The 17,200-nt window shown below is 73.2% G+C and carries 15 protein-coding genes; 12 read left to right on the top strand and 3 right to left on the bottom strand.

Annotated features, from left to right (window positions below; genetic code table 11):
* The first annotated feature begins 201 nt into the window (after window positions 1–201).
* From clsA to ABD323_RS32620, 11 genes are all read left to right on the top strand, one after another.
* Window positions 202–813: a cardiolipin synthase ClsA gene (clsA, locus tag ABD323_RS32670; RefSeq protein WP_344445671.1), complete on the top strand. Its 612-nt coding sequence runs from the start codon at window positions 202–204 to the stop codon at window positions 811–813.
* A 125-nt stretch (window positions 814–938) separates the two neighbouring features.
* Complete coding sequence (locus ABD323_RS32665; RefSeq protein WP_344445670.1) at window positions 939–3,434, top strand: sugar phosphate nucleotidyltransferase; 2,496 nt, start codon at window positions 939–941, stop codon at window positions 3,432–3,434.
* A gap of 98 nt (window positions 3,435–3,532) precedes the next feature.
* Window positions 3,533–4,618: a DUF881 domain-containing protein gene (locus ABD323_RS32660; RefSeq protein WP_344445669.1), complete on the top strand. Its 1,086-nt coding sequence runs from the start codon at window positions 3,533–3,535 to the stop codon at window positions 4,616–4,618.
* On the top strand, window positions 4,615–4,947 hold the full coding sequence (locus ABD323_RS32655; RefSeq protein ID WP_344445668.1) for a small basic family protein: 333 nt from the start codon (window positions 4,615–4,617) through the stop codon (window positions 4,945–4,947). The genes ABD323_RS32660 and ABD323_RS32655 overlap by 4 nt, the downstream gene beginning before the upstream one ends.
* A gap of 33 nt (window positions 4,948–4,980) precedes the next feature.
* Window positions 4,981–6,051, top strand: a complete 1,071-nt coding sequence (locus ABD323_RS32650; RefSeq protein WP_344445667.1) for a DUF881 domain-containing protein — start codon at window positions 4,981–4,983, stop codon at window positions 6,049–6,051.
* A 523-nt stretch (window positions 6,052–6,574) separates the two neighbouring features.
* Window positions 6,575–7,111, top strand: coding sequence for a double zinc ribbon and FHA domain-containing protein (locus tag ABD323_RS46115; protein WP_425556242.1), 537 nt, complete (start codon window positions 6,575–6,577; stop codon window positions 7,109–7,111).
* A gap of 164 nt (window positions 7,112–7,275) precedes the next feature.
* Entirely contained in the window at window positions 7,276–8,007 is a 732-nt protein-coding gene (gene ftsR / locus ABD323_RS32640) for a transcriptional regulator FtsR (RefSeq protein WP_344445672.1), read from the top strand.
* Window positions 8,008–8,111: 104 nt separating this feature from the next.
* Window positions 8,112–8,585: a bifunctional nuclease family protein gene (locus ABD323_RS32635; protein ID WP_327070278.1), complete on the top strand. Its 474-nt coding sequence runs from the start codon at window positions 8,112–8,114 to the stop codon at window positions 8,583–8,585.
* 306 nt (window positions 8,586–8,891) lie between these two features.
* On the top strand, window positions 8,892–9,575 hold the full coding sequence (locus tag ABD323_RS32630) for a MerR family transcriptional regulator (RefSeq protein WP_344445666.1): 684 nt from the start codon (window positions 8,892–8,894) through the stop codon (window positions 9,573–9,575).
* Between the two features lie 106 nt (window positions 9,576–9,681).
* The gene (locus tag ABD323_RS32625; RefSeq protein ID WP_344445665.1) at window positions 9,682–10,485 is read left to right on the top strand and encodes a SanA/YdcF family protein; all 804 of its coding nucleotides are present in this window, start codon (window positions 9,682–9,684) and stop codon (window positions 10,483–10,485) included.
* Window positions 10,486–10,536: 51 nt separating this feature from the next.
* A complete protein-coding gene (locus ABD323_RS32620) occupies window positions 10,537–12,006 on the top strand; it encodes a DNA polymerase IV (RefSeq protein ID WP_344445664.1) in 1,470 nt (489 codons plus the stop codon).
* Between the two features lie 46 nt (window positions 12,007–12,052).
* On the opposite strand, the gene ABD323_RS32615 is transcribed toward ABD323_RS32620, so the two are convergent.
* Window positions 12,053–13,492 (bottom strand): MFS transporter, encoded by a 1,440-nt coding sequence (locus ABD323_RS32615; protein WP_344445663.1) that lies wholly within the window; start codon window positions 13,490–13,492, stop codon window positions 12,053–12,055.
* Window positions 13,493–13,652: 160 nt separating this feature from the next.
* Here ABD323_RS32615 and ABD323_RS32610 point away from each other — a divergent pair, with 160 nt between their 5' ends.
* The gene (locus ABD323_RS32610) at window positions 13,653–14,654 is read left to right on the top strand and encodes an Lrp/AsnC family transcriptional regulator (protein WP_344445662.1); all 1,002 of its coding nucleotides are present in this window, start codon (window positions 13,653–13,655) and stop codon (window positions 14,652–14,654) included.
* A 105-nt stretch (window positions 14,655–14,759) separates the two neighbouring features.
* Here ABD323_RS32610 and ABD323_RS32605 read toward each other — a convergent pair whose 3' ends face one another.
* Entirely contained in the window at window positions 14,760–16,256 is a 1,497-nt protein-coding gene (locus ABD323_RS32605) for an MFS transporter (RefSeq protein WP_344445661.1), read from the bottom strand.
* A 195-nt stretch (window positions 16,257–16,451) separates the two neighbouring features.
* The coding region (locus ABD323_RS32600; RefSeq protein WP_344445660.1) for a YsnF/AvaK domain-containing protein at window positions 16,452–17,200 on the bottom strand (749 nt) is incomplete at its 5' end.

Below are 17,200 nucleotides of genomic sequence, written 5' to 3'. Positions count from 1 at the left end.
ACTGCAGGGGGGACCCTGTGGGAGAGTAGGACACCGCCGAACAATCATTCAAGAAGACCCCCTCCCGGGAAACCGGGCAGGGGGTTTTCTGCGTTCGTGGACCACCGTGGGGGCGGTACACGTGTGCTGGTGTCGCCCGCGGCGCGGGCGGCCGGGTAAAGTCGGGCCCGCACAGTCATCGTACGGACAGGAGGACCCCGGGTGGAGGTCCAGGAGACGCGCGTGCAGACCGACCGCGTCCTCACCATCCCGAACCTGCTCAGCATGGCCCGCCTGGTCGGCGTGCCGGTCTTCCTCTGGTTGATTCTCTGGCCTGAGTTCGGCGGCCCGACGAACGACGGCTGGGCGCTGGCGATTCTGATGGCGAGCGGAGTCAGCGACTATCTGGACGGGAAGTTGGCCCGGCGCTGGGGGCAGATCAGCCGGCTCGGGCAGATCCTCGACCCGCTGGCCGACCGTCTCTACGTGCTGTCCACCCTGCTGGGTCTGACGGTGCGGGGGTTCATCCCCTGGTGGCTGACCGCGATCCTGCTGGGGCGCGAGGTGTTCATCGCCGCCCTGCTGCCGATTCTGAACCGGCACGGCTACGGGCCGCTGCAGGTCAGTTTTCTGGGCAAGGCGGCGACCTTCAATCTGATGTACGCCTTTCCGCTTCTGCTGCTGGGCCACGGCAGCGGCTGGTTCCACGCCACCGCGCACGCCGTCAGCTGGGCATTCATCTGGTGGGGGACGGTCCTGTACTGGTGGGCCGGGATCCTCTATGCCGTGCAGGCGCGGCGGATCATCAGGGCCGATGCCGTAGCGGCGGTCTGACCCGCGGTAATCGTGGTGCAGTTGGCCCGTCCATCCGCGCGTCGGATCATTCCTGCCGGGTAGATGAGTCCTGGAACGGTTTGATGGACGTAAGGTCCATAGCCGCGAAGGAGGACGCACCCGCAATGAAAGCCGTTGTGATGGCCGGCGGCGAGGGAACTCGTCTCCGCCCGATGACTTCAAGCATGCCGAAGCCGCTCCTGCCGGTCGCCAACCGCCCGATCATGGAACACGTGCTACGTCTGCTCAAGCGGCACGGCCTCACCGACACCGTCGTCACCGTGCAGTTCCTGGCCTCGCTGGTCAAGAACTACTTCGGCGACGGCGAGGACCTCGGGATGAACCTCACCTATGCGAACGAGGAGGTTCCGCTCGGTACGGCCGGCAGTGTCAAGAACGCCGAGGACGCCCTGCGGGACGACTCCTTTCTGGTGATCTCCGGAGACGCCCTCACGGATTTCGATCTCTCCGAACTGATCGCCTTTCACCGGCGCAAGGGCGCGCTGGTCACCGTCTGTCTGACCAGGGTTCCCAATCCGTTGGAATTCGGCATCACGATCGTCGACGACGACGGCAAGGTGGAGCGGTTCCTGGAGAAGCCCACCTGGGGCCAGGTCTTCTCGGACACCGTCAACACCGGCATCTACGTGATGGAGCCCCAGGTCTTCGACTACGTCGCCGCCGGCCAGTCGGTCGACTGGTCCAGTGACGTCTTCCCGCAGTTGCTCAAGGAGGGCAAGCCGGTCTACGGCTACATCGCCGAGGGCTACTGGGAGGACGTCGGCACCCACGAGAGCTACGGCAAGGCGCAGGCCGACGTGCTGGACGGCAAGGTCGAGGTCGAGCTGGACGGCTTCGAGATCTCGCCGGGGGTCTGGGTGGCCGAGGGTGCGGAGGTGGACCCGGGGGCGATCCTGCGGGGTCCGCTCTACATCGGCGACTACGCGAAGGTGGAGGCCGGGGTGGAGCTGCGCGAGCACACCGTGCTCGGCAGCAACGTGGTCGTCAAGCGCGGGGCCTTCCTGCACAAGGCCGTCATCCACGACAACGTCTACATCGGTCCGCAGACCAATCTGCGCGGGTGCGTGATCGGCAAGAACACCGACGTGATGCGCGCGGCCCGGATCGAGGACGGCGCGGTGATCGGCGACGAGTGCCTGATCGGCGAGGAGTCGATCATCGCCGGCGGGGTGCGGGTCTACCCGTTCAAGACGATCGAGGCCGGCGCCTTCGTCAACACCTCGGTGATCTGGGAGTCGCGCGGCCAGGAGCACCTCTTCGGTGCGCGCGGGGTCTCCGGGATCCTGAACGTGGAGATCACCCCCGAGCTGGCGGTGCGGCTCGCCGGGGCGTACGCCACCACCCTGAAGAAGGGAGCGACGGTCAGCATCGCGCGTGACCACTCGCGTGGTGCCCGTGCGCTCAAGCGGGCGATGATCTCGGCGCTGCAGACCAGTGCGATCGACGTCCGCGACCTGGAGAACGTGCCGCTGCCGGTCGCCCGGCAGCACACCGCGCGCGGCAGTGCCGGCGGGATCTTCCTGCGGACCACGCCGGGGGTGCCGGACTCGCTCGACATCCTCTTCTTCGACGAGCGCGGCGCCGACCTCTCGCAGGCCGGTCAGCGCAAGCTCGACCGGGTGTTCGCCCGGCAGGAGTTCCGCCGGGCGTTCCCCGGCGAGATCGGGGACCTGACCTTTCCGTCCAGCGTCTTCGACTCCTACGCGGGCAACCTGCTGCGGGCGATCGACACCACGGGTGTGCGGGAGGCCGGGCTGAAGGTGGTGGTGGACACCGCGCACGGCAGTGCCGGCCTGGTGCTGCCCAGCATCCTGGGCCGGCTCGGCGTGGAGGCGCTGACCGTCAGCGGCGGTCTGGACGAGGCCCGGCCCACCGAGGACAGCGAGGAGCGCAGGTCCGGGCTGGCCCGGCTCGGCGCGCTGGTGGCCTCCTCGCGGGCCGCCTTCGGTGTGCGCTTCGACCCGGTCGGCGAGCGGGTCTCCTTCGTGGACGAGCTGGGCCGGGTGATCGAGGACGACCGGGCGCTGCTGGTCCTGCTGGACCTGGTGGCGGCCGAGCGGCGCAGCGGGCAGGTGGCGCTACCGGTGACCACCACCCGGATCGCCGAGCAGGTGGCGGCCTACCACGGCACCCAGGTGAGCTGGACCAGCACCTCGCCCGACGACCTGGCCAAGGCGGCCGCCGCCGACGGCACGATCTTCGGCGGGGACGGCCGGGGCGGCTTCGTGGTCCCCGAGTTCAGCGGTCTGCTGGACGGCGCGGCGGCTTTCGTCCGGCTGGTGGGCCTGGTGGCGCGGACCCAGCTGACGTTGAGCCAGATCGACGCCCGGATCCCGCAGGCCCACATGCAGCGGCGCGACATCGCCACTCCGTGGGCGGCCAAGGGCATGGTGATGCGTTCGGTGGTCGAGGCGGCCGGCAACCGTCGGCTCGACACCACGGACGGCGTGCGGGTGGTCGAGCCGGACGGGCGCTGGACGCTGGTGCTGCCCGACCCCGCGGAGGCGGTCACCCACCTGTGGGCGGAGGGCCCGGACGACGAGGCCACCCAGAGCCTGCTCGACGAGTGGACGGCGGTGGTCGACGGCGCGGGGCGCTGAGCCGCCGCTGAACCCGATCCGATCGCGGCTCCCGGCCGACGGTCCCCGCTGTGGGGGCCGTTGGTCGGGCGCTGTCGCGACATGGGACGATGTCCCGCATGCCAGCGAAGCGATCACCGAGCGACGGGGTCGGGCGGTTCACCCGTCCGGACGCCTCGATGACCTTGCTGACGCAGGTGATGGACCACAGCCTCGACGAGGGCTATGCCGAGGCGGCCCGCGCCCGTGGGGAGGAGGGGAGCCGTCGGCTGCCCACCACCACTCAGGGGCGGCTGCTGCTGGCGCTGGGCCTGGGGCTGGCGGCCGTGGTGGTGACGGTCAGCGGCGTGAGCGCGCAGGAGGCCGAGCCGGCGCTCGCCAAGCAGCACAACGCCCTGCTCCAGCGGGTCACCGACGCCACCTCGGCGGCCGACAAGCTGCAGCACGACGTCGAGGCACTGCGCGCGCAGGTCGACCAGGCACAGCGTCGCGCGCTGCGCGACTCGGGCGGTGACGCCGGCCTGAGTGCGCTGGCGGGCTCGGTGGGCACCGGCGCGGTCTCCGGACCCGGGCTGAGACTGGTGCTCGGCGACGCGTCCGGCACCGGGGGTGGCGGCGGGGTGGATCCGCGTACGGCCGACGGCTTCGGCCAGGGCCGGCTGCACGACCGGGACCTCCAGCTGATCGTCAACGGGCTCTGGCAGGCCGGGGCCGAGGCGGTCTCGGTGAACGGGCAGCGGCTGACCGCGCTCTCCGCGATCCGGGCGGCGGGTGACGCGATCCTGGTGGACAACCGCCCGCTGGTCCCGCCGTACACGGTGCTGGCGATCGGCGACCAGCGGAAGATGCCGGGCGCCTTCCAGGACAGCATGGGCGGGCACTACCTGGGGATCCTTCAGGACAGCTACGGCATCAAGGCCACCGTCACCCCGGAGCGCGCGCTCACGCTGCCGGCCGCGGTGGGCTTCACCCTGCGGCTGGCGGTGCCGGACGCCGCGACGCCCGCCGCCAGCGCGTCCGTGCCGCCGTCGGCGGGCGCCTCGGCGAGTCCCTCCGCGCCGTCGTCGTCGGCCGCCGCCGCGGGCGCGTCCGCGGGCTCCTCGCCCAGTCCGCCGGCGAGCGCCGCCGCGAGCCGGACCGCGAGCCCGGCCGCGGCTCCGACCGCCTCCCCGAGACCTTCCACGACAGGAGCAGCAAAGCCGTGATCGCCGTACTGGGCCTGGTGGCCGGTGTCGTCGCCGGGTTGTTCGTGCAGCCCGAGGTGCCGTCCGCGGTCGTGCCGTACCTGCCGATCGCGGTGGTCGCCGCGCTGGACGCGGTCTTCGGAGGGGTGCGGGCGATGCTGGACGGGATCTTCGACGACAAGGTCTTCGTGGTCTCCTTCCTGTCCAACGTGGTGGTCGCCGCGCTGATCGTCTTCCTCGGGGACCAGTTGGGCGTGGGCTCGCAGCTCTCCACCGGCGTGGTCGTGGTGCTCGGCATCCGGATCTTCTCGAACGCGGCCGCCATCCGGCGTCACGTGTTCCGGGCCTGAGCGGGGGCGCCGCGGATGAACGGGGAGGACCAGATGGCGAAGAACGAGGACGGGCGGGCGGCCGAGCCCGTCCAGGGCGACGCGGGTGCCATGGACGTCGCGGAGCCGACGGACCTGGCGGAGCCGGTTGCCGGACGGGGGAGCGCGGTCGAGGCCGAGGCGGTGGCCGATGTCGAGGCCGGCGTGGAGGCCGTACCGGGTGTCGAGGCGGTGGTCGCGGGCGAGCCCGACGCCGGGGACGAGGCCGGGCCCGGAGGCGACGCGCCCGGGGAACCGCCCGTTCCGGTGAAGTCCGGGATCCCGCCCGAAGACGCCGCCGAGCCCTTGCCCGAGCCTGCGGCCGCGCCGGCGGCGGAGTCCGGGGCGGTGCCCGCGGCCGCGCCCGACGGCCGTCGGCGGCTGCGCAACGCGCTCTGGCCCCCGCGGGTCTCGCGCGGGCAGCTGGTGGTGGCGCTGCTGCTCTTCGCCCTGGGCCTGGGCCTGGCGATCCAGGTCCGGTCGACCAACGACCACAGCGCGCTGCGCGGGGCCCGCCAGGAGGACCTGGTGCGGATCCTGGACGAGCTGGACGCCCGCCAGCAGCGCCTCCAGCAGGAGAAGGCCCAACTGGACCAGTCCCTCACGCAGTTGGAGAACAGTTCGAACCAGGCCAAGGAGGCCGAGGAGCAGACCCGCAAGAAGGCCGAGGAGCTGGGCGTGCTGGCGGGTACGGTGAAGGCGAGCGGGCCGGGAATCGTACTGACGGTCGATGACCCCCAGGGGCAGGTCAAGGCGGATATGCTGCTGGACACCCTGCAGGAACTCCGAGCGGCGGGGGCGGAGGCGATTCAGATCAACGATGTCCGAGTGGTGGCCGACACCTTCTTCACCGACGTCTCCTCCGGGGGTGTCCAGATCGACGGCAAGCGCGTTTCGCAGCCCTACCGGTTCACCGTGATCGGCAACCCGCAGGACCTGACGCCGGCTCTGAACATCCCCGGCGGCATCGTGCGGACGCTGGAGAAGGAGCAGGTGGGTGCCGCCATCTCCGAGCAGCAGAAGGTGACCGTGGACGCCCTGGCCACGCCCGGTGCGCCGCAGTTCGCCAAGTCGGCGGCGCAGTGACGGGCCGGCCCCCACGGCTGACGGTTCGTCGGCTGCACCGTCCTTCACCTGCGCCGCCGGGTGGCCCCCGGTGCAGACCGGTCCGAACGCGTCGGCCACACTGTGCAGTACCACTCCCGCAGCTCCGGCCGGATGCCGGACCCGCAGCCTGTCCGAGGTTCTCACCCTGCCCCGCGGGCGGGTCTGTAACACGCAAGGGGATTCGCCCGTGAGTCTGTTCTCGAAGCTGTTCGGCCGCAACAACCGCCGCGCCGCCGCGGTGGAGGCGCCCACCGCGCGCCACCGTCGTGACGACGAGGAGTCGGGCCAGGTCCCGGGAATGCGTGGTGCTCCGCAGGACGGCTACCAGGCTGCCGGCGAGCGCCCGCTCTTCCGCGACGGAGGCTACGGCGCGTCGGTTGACCCCTCGGGGGCGTCCCGCATAGGTTTCCCGTCAGGACCCTCAACCTCTGGTGGAGGGTTTGCCCCGGATCCCTACGCCGGGCACGTCCCTGCGGGAGTGCCGCGCCAGGAGGCTGCGAACATGACGGGCCCGATCGTCTGCGCTCGGTGCGGCAACCAGAACCCGGCCACCGCCCGGTTCTGCAACAACTGCGGCTCGCCGCTGCGCACGCCCGGGGCCCCCGAGCTGCCGGCCGAGACCACCTCGACCATCTCGATCTCGGGCCTGGAGTCCTACGACCCCAGCGCCACGGGCACCGGGGCCACCCCGGCGCTCTCGGCCGAGGTCCTGGCCGCGATCGACGCCCTGCCGCCGGGCTCCGCGCTGCTGATCGTGCAGCGCGGGCCGAACTCGGGCAGCCGCTTCCTGCTGGACGCCGACGTCACCACGGCCGGTCGTCACCCGCAGGGCGACATCTTCCTCGACGACGTCACCGTCTCGCGCCGGCACGTGGAGTTCCGCCGTCGCCCCGGTGGTTTCTCGGTCGCGGACGTCGGCAGCCTGAACGGCACCTACGTCAACCGCGAGCGGATCGACGAGGTCGGCCTGAACAACGGTGACGAGGTGCAGATCGGCAAGTACCGGCTGGTCTTCTTCGCGGGGCCGCAGCGGTACTAGGAGCCGGCCGGACGGGTCGGGGTCGCTCGGACCCCGGACCCGTCGGGCGGCGGGCCGGGCGGGGCCGGGGCGCAGACCACAGCGGGGGTCCTCACCACGACGTCGTCAGGAGAGTGCGAGTGACCTCGAATCAGACCGTGACGGCCCCCCGCCGGCCCACCGGAGTGCAGCGGCGCCCCGAGGAGCGGCGCGGCAGCGAGCTGCTGAGCATCGGCGCGGTGCTCGCCTTCCTGCGCGACGACTTCCCCGAGGTCACCATCTCCAAGATCCGTTTCCTGGAGGCGGAGGGCCTGGTCGAGCCGCAGCGCACCCCTTCGGGCTACCGCAAGTTCGGTCCGGCCGACCTCGAGCGGCTGGCCTACGTGCTGCGGATGCAGCGCGACCACTACCTGCCGCTGCGGGTGATCCGCGAGCACCTCGACGCCATCGAGCGCGGCGAGGCGCCGCCCGCCCTGCCGGTGGCCGAGGCCAGGCCCGGACCGCTGGAGGAGGCCGACCGCGAGCTGGTGGCCGCCTCGGCGGCGCCCGGCGGGGTGCGGCTGGGCCGTGCCGAGCTGTTGGCGGCCGCGGGGGCCGAGGAGCGCGACCTGGCGGAGTGGGAGTCCTACGGCCTGGTGGTGGCCGCCCCGGACGGCGGCTACGACGCGGACACCCTGCAGATCGCCCGACTGGTCGCCGAACTCGGCCGGTTCGGCCTGGAGCCGCGCCACCTGCGGCAGGTGAAGGCCGCCGCCGAGCGGGAGATCGCCCTGGTGGACCAGGTGGTCGCCCCACTGCGCCGGCACCGCAATCCACAGACCAGGGCACACGCCGAGACCACCGCCCGGGAACTGGCCACGCTGGCCGTGCGGCTGCACGCCACGATGGTCCAGGCCGGCCTGCGGGTACGTTCGTAGTCACACCCGGCGCGCACCGGTACCGACCGGTGCGCGCCGGGGGCCCGACCCCCTCGGGACGGGCCGCGCTTTCATATCCGGGAGAGGGGCCATAGGGTTGCCTTGTGAATGAGCTCGACGTCGTGGGTGTCCGGGTGGAGATGCCCTCCAACCAGCCGATCGTCCTGCTGCGCGAAGTGGGGGGCGATCGGTACCTGCCGATCTGGATCGGTCCGGGTGAGGCGACCGCGATCGCCTTCGCCCAGCAGGGCATGACCCCGGTGCGCCCGCTGACGCACGACCTGTTCAAGGACGTGCTGGAGGCCCTGGGCCAGCAGCTCACCGAGGTGCGGATCACCGATCTGCGCGAGGGCGTCTTCTACGCCGAGCTGGTCTTCACCGGCGGGGTCGAGGTCAGTGCGCGTCCCTCCGACGCGATAGCGCTGGCGCTGCGCACCGGGACGCCGATCTTCGGCGCCGAGGAGGTGCTCGCCGAGGCGGGCATCGCCATCCCGGACGAGCAGGAGGACGAGGTGGAGAAGTTCCGCGAGTTCCTCGACCAGGTCTCGCCGGAGGACTTCGGCGGCAGCGCCCAGTAGTCCGGCGCAGTGGTCCGTTCGGCCCGAGGGCCGCTGCGGCTCCGCCGACCGCCCGCGGGCGGGATCGGCGGGGCCCGTTTCGGGATCGGCGGCGTCCGGATCGCAGCGCGAGTCGATCAGCTGTTTTGCCAAAATGTTCGGACCTACCCACACTAAGGGCACGCGAAACCACTCGGTGGAGTGAAGGTGTTTCGTCTCTCCGGCGTGGCGATCGTTGACGCGTCTCGGACGACTGCCTACCGTCAGGGGTGGCCACCGGGAGGATCCCTGTCCCGGTGCCCGGAGCACGAGTGGACGGAGGTTGGCATGAGCAGCAGCGGCGATGAGGCGGCCGTGGGAGGCGCGTGCGCCCTCCACCCGCCGCGCGGTGGCCGGGCCCTGACCAGGCGCTCCTGGGAGCAGCCGGTCGGCGAGGCGGTGGCCGAACGGCCCCGGGTGGGCCGCTTCCCCGCGGTCCAGGCCGGTCAGCCCGCGATCGAGCGGATCACCCCGTCCTCGGACCTGTTGGGCTACCGCGGGCCGACGGCCTGCGCGGCGGCCGGCATCACCTACCGTCAACTCGACTACTGGGCCCGGACCGGCCTGCTGGAGCCGAGCGTGCGCACCGCCTACCCGGCGACCGCGCAGCGGCTCTACAGCTTCCGCGACATCCTGGTCCTGAAGATCGTCAAGCGGCTCCTGGACGCCGGGGTCTCGCTGCAGAACATCCGGGTGGCGGTCACCCATCTGCAGTCCAGCGAGCTGACCGACCTGGCCGGACTGACCCTGATGAGCGACGGCGCCACCGTCTACGAGTGCACCTCGCCGCAGCAGGTCGTGGACCTGCTCAAGGGCGGCCAGGGCGTCTTCGGCATCGCGGTGGGCGCGGTCTGGCAGGACGTCGAGGCGAGCCTGGGGCGGCTGCACGCGGAGCGCACCGACACCGGGGAGACCCTGGTGGGGCTCGATCCGGCCGACGAGCTGGCCCAGCGGCGCAACCGCGCGGTCTGAGACCCGCCGCGGCGGCGGTTCCCCTCGTACAGCGGCAGGGCCCGGACGGGAACCGTCCGGGCCCTGCCGCTCGTCCGCGCTGCTGAGTGGATCACCGGGAGGGGACATGGGGGCCATCGGGGCCAGCAGGGCCGCCGGCAGCGCCGGCGCCGGGAGCGCCGGGCGAGCGGCGGGGGACGCCGGCGCCGCGGCGGAGGGTCCGCGGGCGGGACGCGTCGGGGGGCTGCGTCGGGTGGCCGGGCTGCTGCGCGGGCGGCGGCGCCAGCGACGGGCGTTCCAGGCGCTTGTGCTCTTCTGCGTGCTGGCGCTGGCGCCCAGCGCCTGGCAGTTCGCCGGGCAGAGCGGCCGGATCCGCACGGTGGCCGACGTGCCGGCCGAGCCGGTCGCCGTGGTCTTCGGCGCGGGCCTGGAGGACGGCGAGCCCTCGCCGTACCTGGCGCACCGGCTGGACGCCGCGCTGGAGCTGTACCGGGCGGGGAAGGTGCGGGCGATCCTGGTCACCGGGGACAACGACCGCACCTCCTACAACGAACCGGGGGCGATGTACGCCTACCTGGTCGCGCACGGCGTCCCGGCGGTCCGGGTGGTGCGCGACTACGCCGGCTTCGACACCTGGGACTCCTGCACCCGGGCCCGGCGGATCTTCGGTGTGGACCACGCGGTGCTGGTCAGCCAGGACTTCCACGTCCGGCGGGCGCTGGCGCTCTGCCGGTCGGCCGGCATCGACTCGTACGCCGTCGGGGTCCCCGAGCCGCACGACGCGACCTGGTACTACGGCGGCCTGCGGGAGATCCCGGGCGCCGGCAAGGCGACGATCAACGAGCTGCTGCACCCCGATCCGGCGCTGCTCGGCCCGGTCGAGCCCGGCGTGGCGCAGGCGCTGGCGGACGCGGCGAGCCCGCCGCACTGAGCGCGGCGCCGTCCGCCCCGCGCTGTCGGACCGGTGCGGCATGATCGCCGTGTGCGGACAGTGCCGAGCATCATCCACCTCGACATGGACGCCTTCTTCGCCTCGGTGGAGCAGGCGGCCAAGCCGAGCCTGCGCGGCAAGCCGGTGATCGTCGGCGGGCTCGGCGGGCGCGGGGTGGTGTCGACCTGCTCGTACGAGGCGCGGGTCTTCGGGGTCCGCTCGGCGATGGCCACCGCGGTGGCCCGCCGGCTCTGCCCCAACGGCGCGTACCTCTGGCCGCGGTTCACCGCCTACCGGGCGTGCAGCGAGCAGGTGATGGCGATGCTCCGCGCGCTCTCGCCGCTGGTCGAGCAGCTGAGCGTGGACGAGGCGTACGTGGACCTGGCGGCGGGCCCCTACGGCCCGGCGCTGGCGGCCGCCGCGCCGGGCGAGGGGGCGGAGCTGGTCCGGGCGATCTGCCAGGACCTGCGGGCCGACATCGAGGAGCGCACCGCGCTGACCGCCTCCATCGGCGCGGCCGGCTCGAAGCTGATGGCCAAGATCGCCTCCGAGCAGGCCAAGCCGGACGGGCTGGTGCTGGTCAATCCGGGCCTGGAGCGCACGGTCCTGGGGCCGATGGCGGTGCGCGCGCTGCCCGGGGTCGGCCCGGCCACCGAGCAGGTGCTGCGCCGGGCCGGTCTGATGACGGTGGCGGAGGTCGCCGAGCTCTCCGAGGAGGAGCTGATGCGCCTGCTCGGCAAGGCCCACGGCGCCGGCGTGTCGCTGATGGCCCGCGGGCTGGACGACCGGCCGGTGGTGCCGGACCGGGACGCCAAGTCGGTTTCGGTGGAGGACACCTACGAGGTCGACCTGGCGGACCGCGACCGGATCCTGCACGAGCTGGACATACTCGCCGCGCGCTGCGTGCGGCGGCTGCAGGCGACCGGGCGCTCCGGGCGGACGGTGGTGATCAAGGTCCGCCGGTTCGACTTCTCGACGCTGACCCGGTCCGAGACGCTGCGCGGGCCGACCGACGACGAGGGCGTGATCGCCGCCACCGCCCGGCGGCTGGCCGCCCAGGTCAACCTGACCGGGGGGATCCGGCTGCTCGGGGTGGGGGTCTCCCAGCTGGCCGACTTCACCCAGGAGGACCTGTTCGCGCAGGCGGCCGCCGAGGCGGCGCTGGCCGAGCTGGACGCGCAGGAGGCCGCCGAGGAGGAGGAGCCGGACGCGGAGCAGGAACCGCTGCCGGAGTCCGGGGCGGCGGCCGGGTCCGTGGCGGCCGAGCCCGCGGGGGTGGAGGGCGGGGCGCCGGCGGCCGGGGCGGGCCAGCTCGCGGCGCAGCGGATCTGGCTGCCCGGCCAGGACGTCACGCACCGCGAGCTCGGCCCGGGCTGGGTGCAGGGCAGCGGGGTGGGGCGGGTGACGGTGCGTTTCGAGACGCCCGACAGCCCACCCGGACGGGTGCGCACCTTCCTGGTGGACGACCCCGAGCTGACCCCCTCCGATCCGCTGCCGCTGCGCCCGCCGCCCGACGCCTGAGCGGGCGGGCCCGGGCGGGCGGTGCGAGCGGCTGCGTGTGGACGGATCAGTGGGCCGACGCGGGGACGGCGTCCTTCGGCGCCTGGCTGCCCCAGGCCGCCGGCGCGGGCGAGGGGCGGACCAGGGTGAGGACCAGCACGCCGGCCAGCAGGCCGGTGCAGCCGGCCACCAGGTAGATCCGGTCCAGCCCGGCGGCGAAGGCCACGTGCAGGTCGGGGCGACCGCTCGGGTGCCCGAGGAAGTCCTTCAGCCGGTCCTGGAAGATCGTGCCGAGGACCGCGATGCCCAGCGCGTAGCCCAGCTGGCGACCGGTGTTGACGGCACCGCTGGCCATCCCGGTGCGCTCGCGCGGCACGGCGGCCAGCGCCGTCGACATCAGGGTGGGCGTGGCCATCCCGACGCCGGCGCCGGTGATCACCAGGCCGGGCAGCAGCGCGGCCCAGCCGGAGCTCGCCGAGACCACGCCGAGCAGCAGGGTGCCGAGGCCGATCAGCAGCAGGCCGATGCCGATCGGCAGCTGCGGCGCGGCCCGGTGGAACACCTTGCCGGTGCCCAGGGCCACCACGAACGCGGCCAGGGCCAGCGGGCAGACCGCGAAGCCGGCCATCAGCGGGCTGAGGTGGAGCACCTGCTGCAGCCAGATGGAGGTGTAGGTGAGCTCGGCGAACGCGGCGGCGTTGAGCAGCAGCCCGCCCACCGTCAGGCCCAGGAAGCTGCGGTTGCGCAGCAGGCTCAGGTCCAGCAGCGGCTGGGCGGTCCGCAGCTCGACCAGCACGAAGACCGCCAGCGCCAGCACGCTCAGCGCGATCGAGCCGAGCACCAGGGCGCTGCCCCAGCCCCTGTCGCCGCTCTCGATCAGCCCGTAGGTGAGCGCCGCGGCGAAGACGGTGAAGCAGAACGCGCCGGGCAGGTCCACCCGGTTGCGGGTGGCGCCCGCGCCGCCGCGCAGGTAGCCCAGCGTCATCGCCACCGTCAGGGCGGCGACCGGGACGTTGACCATGAAGATCGAGCGCCAGCCGAACTGGTCGGTGAGCAGCCCGCCGAGCACCGGGCCGATGGCGGCCGCCGCGCCGTTCACCGCGCCCCAGACGCCGAACGCGGTGCCGCGGTCGCGGCCCTGGTAGGCGCCGCCGAGCAGCGCGGTGGTCGAGGTCAGCATGGCGGCGCCGCCGATGCCCTGCGCCGCGCGGGAGGCGATCAGGGTGGCCGCGTCGGGGGCGAGCGCGCAGACGAGCGAGGCGAGGGCGAACAGGCCCAGGCCCCCGAGGTAGAGCCGGCGGTGGCCGACCCGGTCGCCCAGCGAGCCGAAGACCATCAGCAGGGCGGCCAGCATCAGCGCGTAGACGTCGACCACCCACTGCATCGAGGTGAAGGACGAGTGCAGGTCGTCGGACATCTTGGGCAGGGCGACGTTCACGATGCTGACGTCGACCAACAGCATGAAGGCGCCCAGGCAGATGGCTGCCAGGGGTATCCACTTGCGCACGGGTGACTCCGGGAGGGCAGGGGCGGGCCGCGGCCCGAGGCGTTCCCCCGGCCCCCGCCACGCGCGGTGATCTGATCTCCACACGATCCCGTAGCGCACTCGATATCCAGCAGCCGGCCGCTAGGATCCGACGAATTTCGACATCCGATAGCCTGAGGCGATGGGATCCGACGCATTCGACCTCCTGGACCGGCAGCTCGTCCATGCCCTGCAAGTGGCCGCCCGCGCGCCGTTCAGCCGGATCGCCGAGGTGCTGGGCGTCTCCGACCAGACCGTGGCCCGGCGCTACGCCCGGCTGCGCGGCGAGGACCGGCTGCGGGTGCTGGGGCTCACCGACGCCCAGGCGCTGGGCGAGGTGCGCTGGCACGTGCGGGTGCAGTGCACGCCGGACGCGGCCGCCGCGGTGGCCGAGGCGCTGGCCCGCCGCGAGGACACCGCCTGGGTGAGCCTCAGCTCGGGCGGCACCGAGATCAACTGCGTCACCCGCTCGCGCCCCGGCCAGGAGGACCACGGGCTGCTGCTGCAGCAGTTGCCGCGCACGCCGCAGGTGGTCGGGTTCGCGGCGCACTGCGTGATCCACACCTTCTTCGGCGGCGCGCTGAGCCTGGCCTCGAAGTCCGGGGCGCTGGACCCGCGGCAGGTGGCGGCGCTGCGCGGTGACGAGCCCGGCGGGCGCCGGGGCGGGCCCGAGCCGGTCCTGGAGGAGGCGGACCGGCGGCTGCTGGAGGCGCTGGCGCTGGACGGGCGGGCGGGCCTGGCCGAGCTGGCGGCCGTCACCGGCTGGTCCCCCAGTACCGTGCGCCGACGGATGGAGCAGCTCCAGGCCTGCGGCGTCCTCTACTTCGACCTGGAGATGGACTGGCGGATCTTCGACGTCCGGGTCCAGACGATGCTCTGGCTCTCGGTCGCCCCGGCGGAGCTGGCGGCCACCGGCCAGGCGCTGGCCGAGCATCCGGAGGTGGCCTACGCCTGCGCGACGACCGGTCCCACCAACCTGCACGCGGTGGTGCTCAGCGCGGACGTGCAGGCCCTGTACACCTACCTGACCACCCGGATCGCCGCGCTGCCGGCGGTGCGGCAGGTGGAGACCGCGCCGCTGATGCGCAAGGTCAAGGGCCCGGGGCCGCTGCTGCCGCCGCGCGCGCCCGGCCGCCGGGGCTGACGGCGGCCCACCGGCGCCGGCGGGGACGGTGGGCCGGACAGCACGGTGCCCCCGCCCGGTACTCCGGACGGGGGCATTGCTCGTGCGCCGTGGGGCTCGGCGGGGTCAGGCGCCGGTGCGGACGGGCGCGGGGCGCTCGTCGGCGGGGACCTCGGTCCGGTCCGCGACGGCGGTCGGCTTCGGGCGGACCGTGCGGATCGCGAAGGGCACCACGGCGGCGATCAGGCACATCACCGCGGCGACCCAGTAGGCGTGCTTGTAGGCGTCCAGGGTCGGGATCTGGATCGGCAGCGGGATCGGGAACTTGATGGTGTCACCGGTGAGGATGGCGCCCATCACGGCGGTGCCGATGGCGCCACCGACGGTGCGCAGCACCGCGTTCATGCCGTTGGCGATACCGCTCTGCTCGGCCGGCACGGCGCCGTTGATGTAGGCCGGCATGGCCGCGTAGGCGAGGCCGACGCCGAGGCCGAAGACCGCGGAGGCGAGGTAGAGGTCGCCCTCGGCGCTGTGCCGCACGGCCAGGTAGGCCATCGCGGCGGCACCGAAGACGCCACCGAGGACCAGCGGCAGGCGCGGGCCGCGGCGGGCGATCAGCATGGCGCCGATCGGGGCGGCGGCCATCGAGCCGATCGCCGAGGGCAGCAGCAGCACACCGGCGTGCAGCACGGTGGCGGTGAAGCCGTAGTGCGCCAGCTTGGCCGGGGTCTGGGCGAAGTTGCTGATCACCAGGAAGGAGCCGTACATCCCGAATCCGATGAGCAGGCCGGAGATGTTGGTGAAGGCGACGGCCGGGCGGGCCATCATCTTCATGTCCACCAGCGGGTGCTTGACCTTGACCTCGATGAAGCCCCAGAGCAGCGCGACCACGGCGGCCACCGCGAACAGGCCCAGCGTCTTGTCGGAGGTCCAGCCCCACTCGTTGCCGCGGCTGACCGCGATCAGCAGGGCGGAGAGCCAGCCGGCCAGGGCCAGCGCGCCCAGCGGGTCGGCGCCGCCGTTCTTGTCCACCACCGGGTCCTTGGGCACCCGCAGCATGACCAGGGCGACGGCGATCAGGCCGAAGATCAGGCCCATCCAGAAGATGGACTTGTAGCTCCAGTGCTCCAGCAGCAGGCCGGTGGCCACCAGGCCCAGGCCGCTGCCCACGCCCATCGAGGCGCTGATCGCGGCGACGCCGCCGGTGACCTTCTCGCGGGGCAGCTCGTCACGCACGATGCTGATGGCCAGCGGCAGCACGCCACCGCCGGCACCCTGCAGCACCCGGGCGACGACCAGCAGGGTGAAGGAGTGGGTGGTCACCGCCAGGCCGGAGCCGAGCACCAGCCCGCCGAGCGAGATGAGCAGCATCGGCTTGCGTCCGCGCAGGTCGCCGAAGCGGCCCAGCAGCGGGGTCAGGACGGCCGCGGAGAGCAGGTTCGCGGTCATCAGCCAGGTGATGTTGGAGCCGGAGACGTTCAGCTCCTTGGCCAGCGAGGGCAGGATCGGGACGACCGCGGTCTGCACCACGCTGTACGCCAGCATGGCCAGCACGAGCGCGGGCAGGACCCGGGCCGTGCTCTGCTTCTCGGCCGAGGCGGTGGGCTGTGGCGCCTCACTCACGGGTGGCTCCTTCGAGGGACGGGCTTCGGCAGTCGGTTCCCGGACTGCTTCAAGCTGGTGAAAGTCAACGAACTGAAGTAACCATGCCCAAAGTCCTTCAGTCTGTCAAATATCTACTGGTGAAGCATTGGTCACGCGCGTGGCCCGGACCTGACGGTGCAGGTCCGGGCCACGAGGGAGGTGCCGCAGGTCGGCTCAGGCGTGGGTGTCGTGGGCCGGTCGGCCGGCGGCGGCGGTGCCCGGCAGGGGCATCTGGTCGGCCGAGGGGGTCGGTGCGGGGGGCGCCAGGGGGGAGGGGCCGGCGGGGGTGGTGGTGTTGGGGGCGGTGGCGTGGGGGGAGGTGGCCGCGCCGGGGGGCGTGGCGGCGGCGCCGGTGGCCTGGCCCGCCGGGGCGCTGGCGGGCGGTGCCGGGGTGGTGCTGTCGTGGATCTCGACCTGCTCGCGGCGCAGCTCGTCGCGGATCACCTTCTCCTCGGTGTACCGCTCGACCACCAGGCGCACCCGCTCCAGCGGCGCCAGGTACTTGCGCACCGCCGGCCGCTCCTCGTGCAGCGTCACCTCCTCCACGGCCTCGGCGATCTCCTGCGCGGAGAGGGCGGCCCGCTCGGCCTCGCTCACCGGCACCCGCTCCACCCGGACCCGCTCGCGCACCACCTGGATCCGCCGCTCGACCGGCTCGGTGACGACGTACTTGCGCAACCGGGCGGTGCCCAGCACGTGCCACTCGTTGGTGATCTCCAGGCGCTCCTCGCGCAGCGTCAGCTCGACCGGCCCCGGGGGCGGGGCGGTGGGCGCGCTGCGGGCGGCGGACCCCTTGGCCGCGGCGGCGTGCACCGGGTCGGGGGTGGGCACCGGGCCCGGGCCCGGCGGCGCGGGGACGGGCGCGGGCGTGGGGCCGACCGGCTTGTCCAGGCCGACGGTCGGGGCGTTCGGCGCGGTCGGCG

The organism is Kitasatospora nipponensis, from assembly GCF_039528135.1.
Taxonomy (GTDB): Bacteria; Actinomycetota; Actinomycetes; order Streptomycetales; family Streptomycetaceae; genus Kitasatospora; species Kitasatospora nipponensis.
The sequence above is the reverse complement of the archived record's forward strand: the minus strand, read 5'-3'. Positions and strand labels throughout refer to the sequence as shown.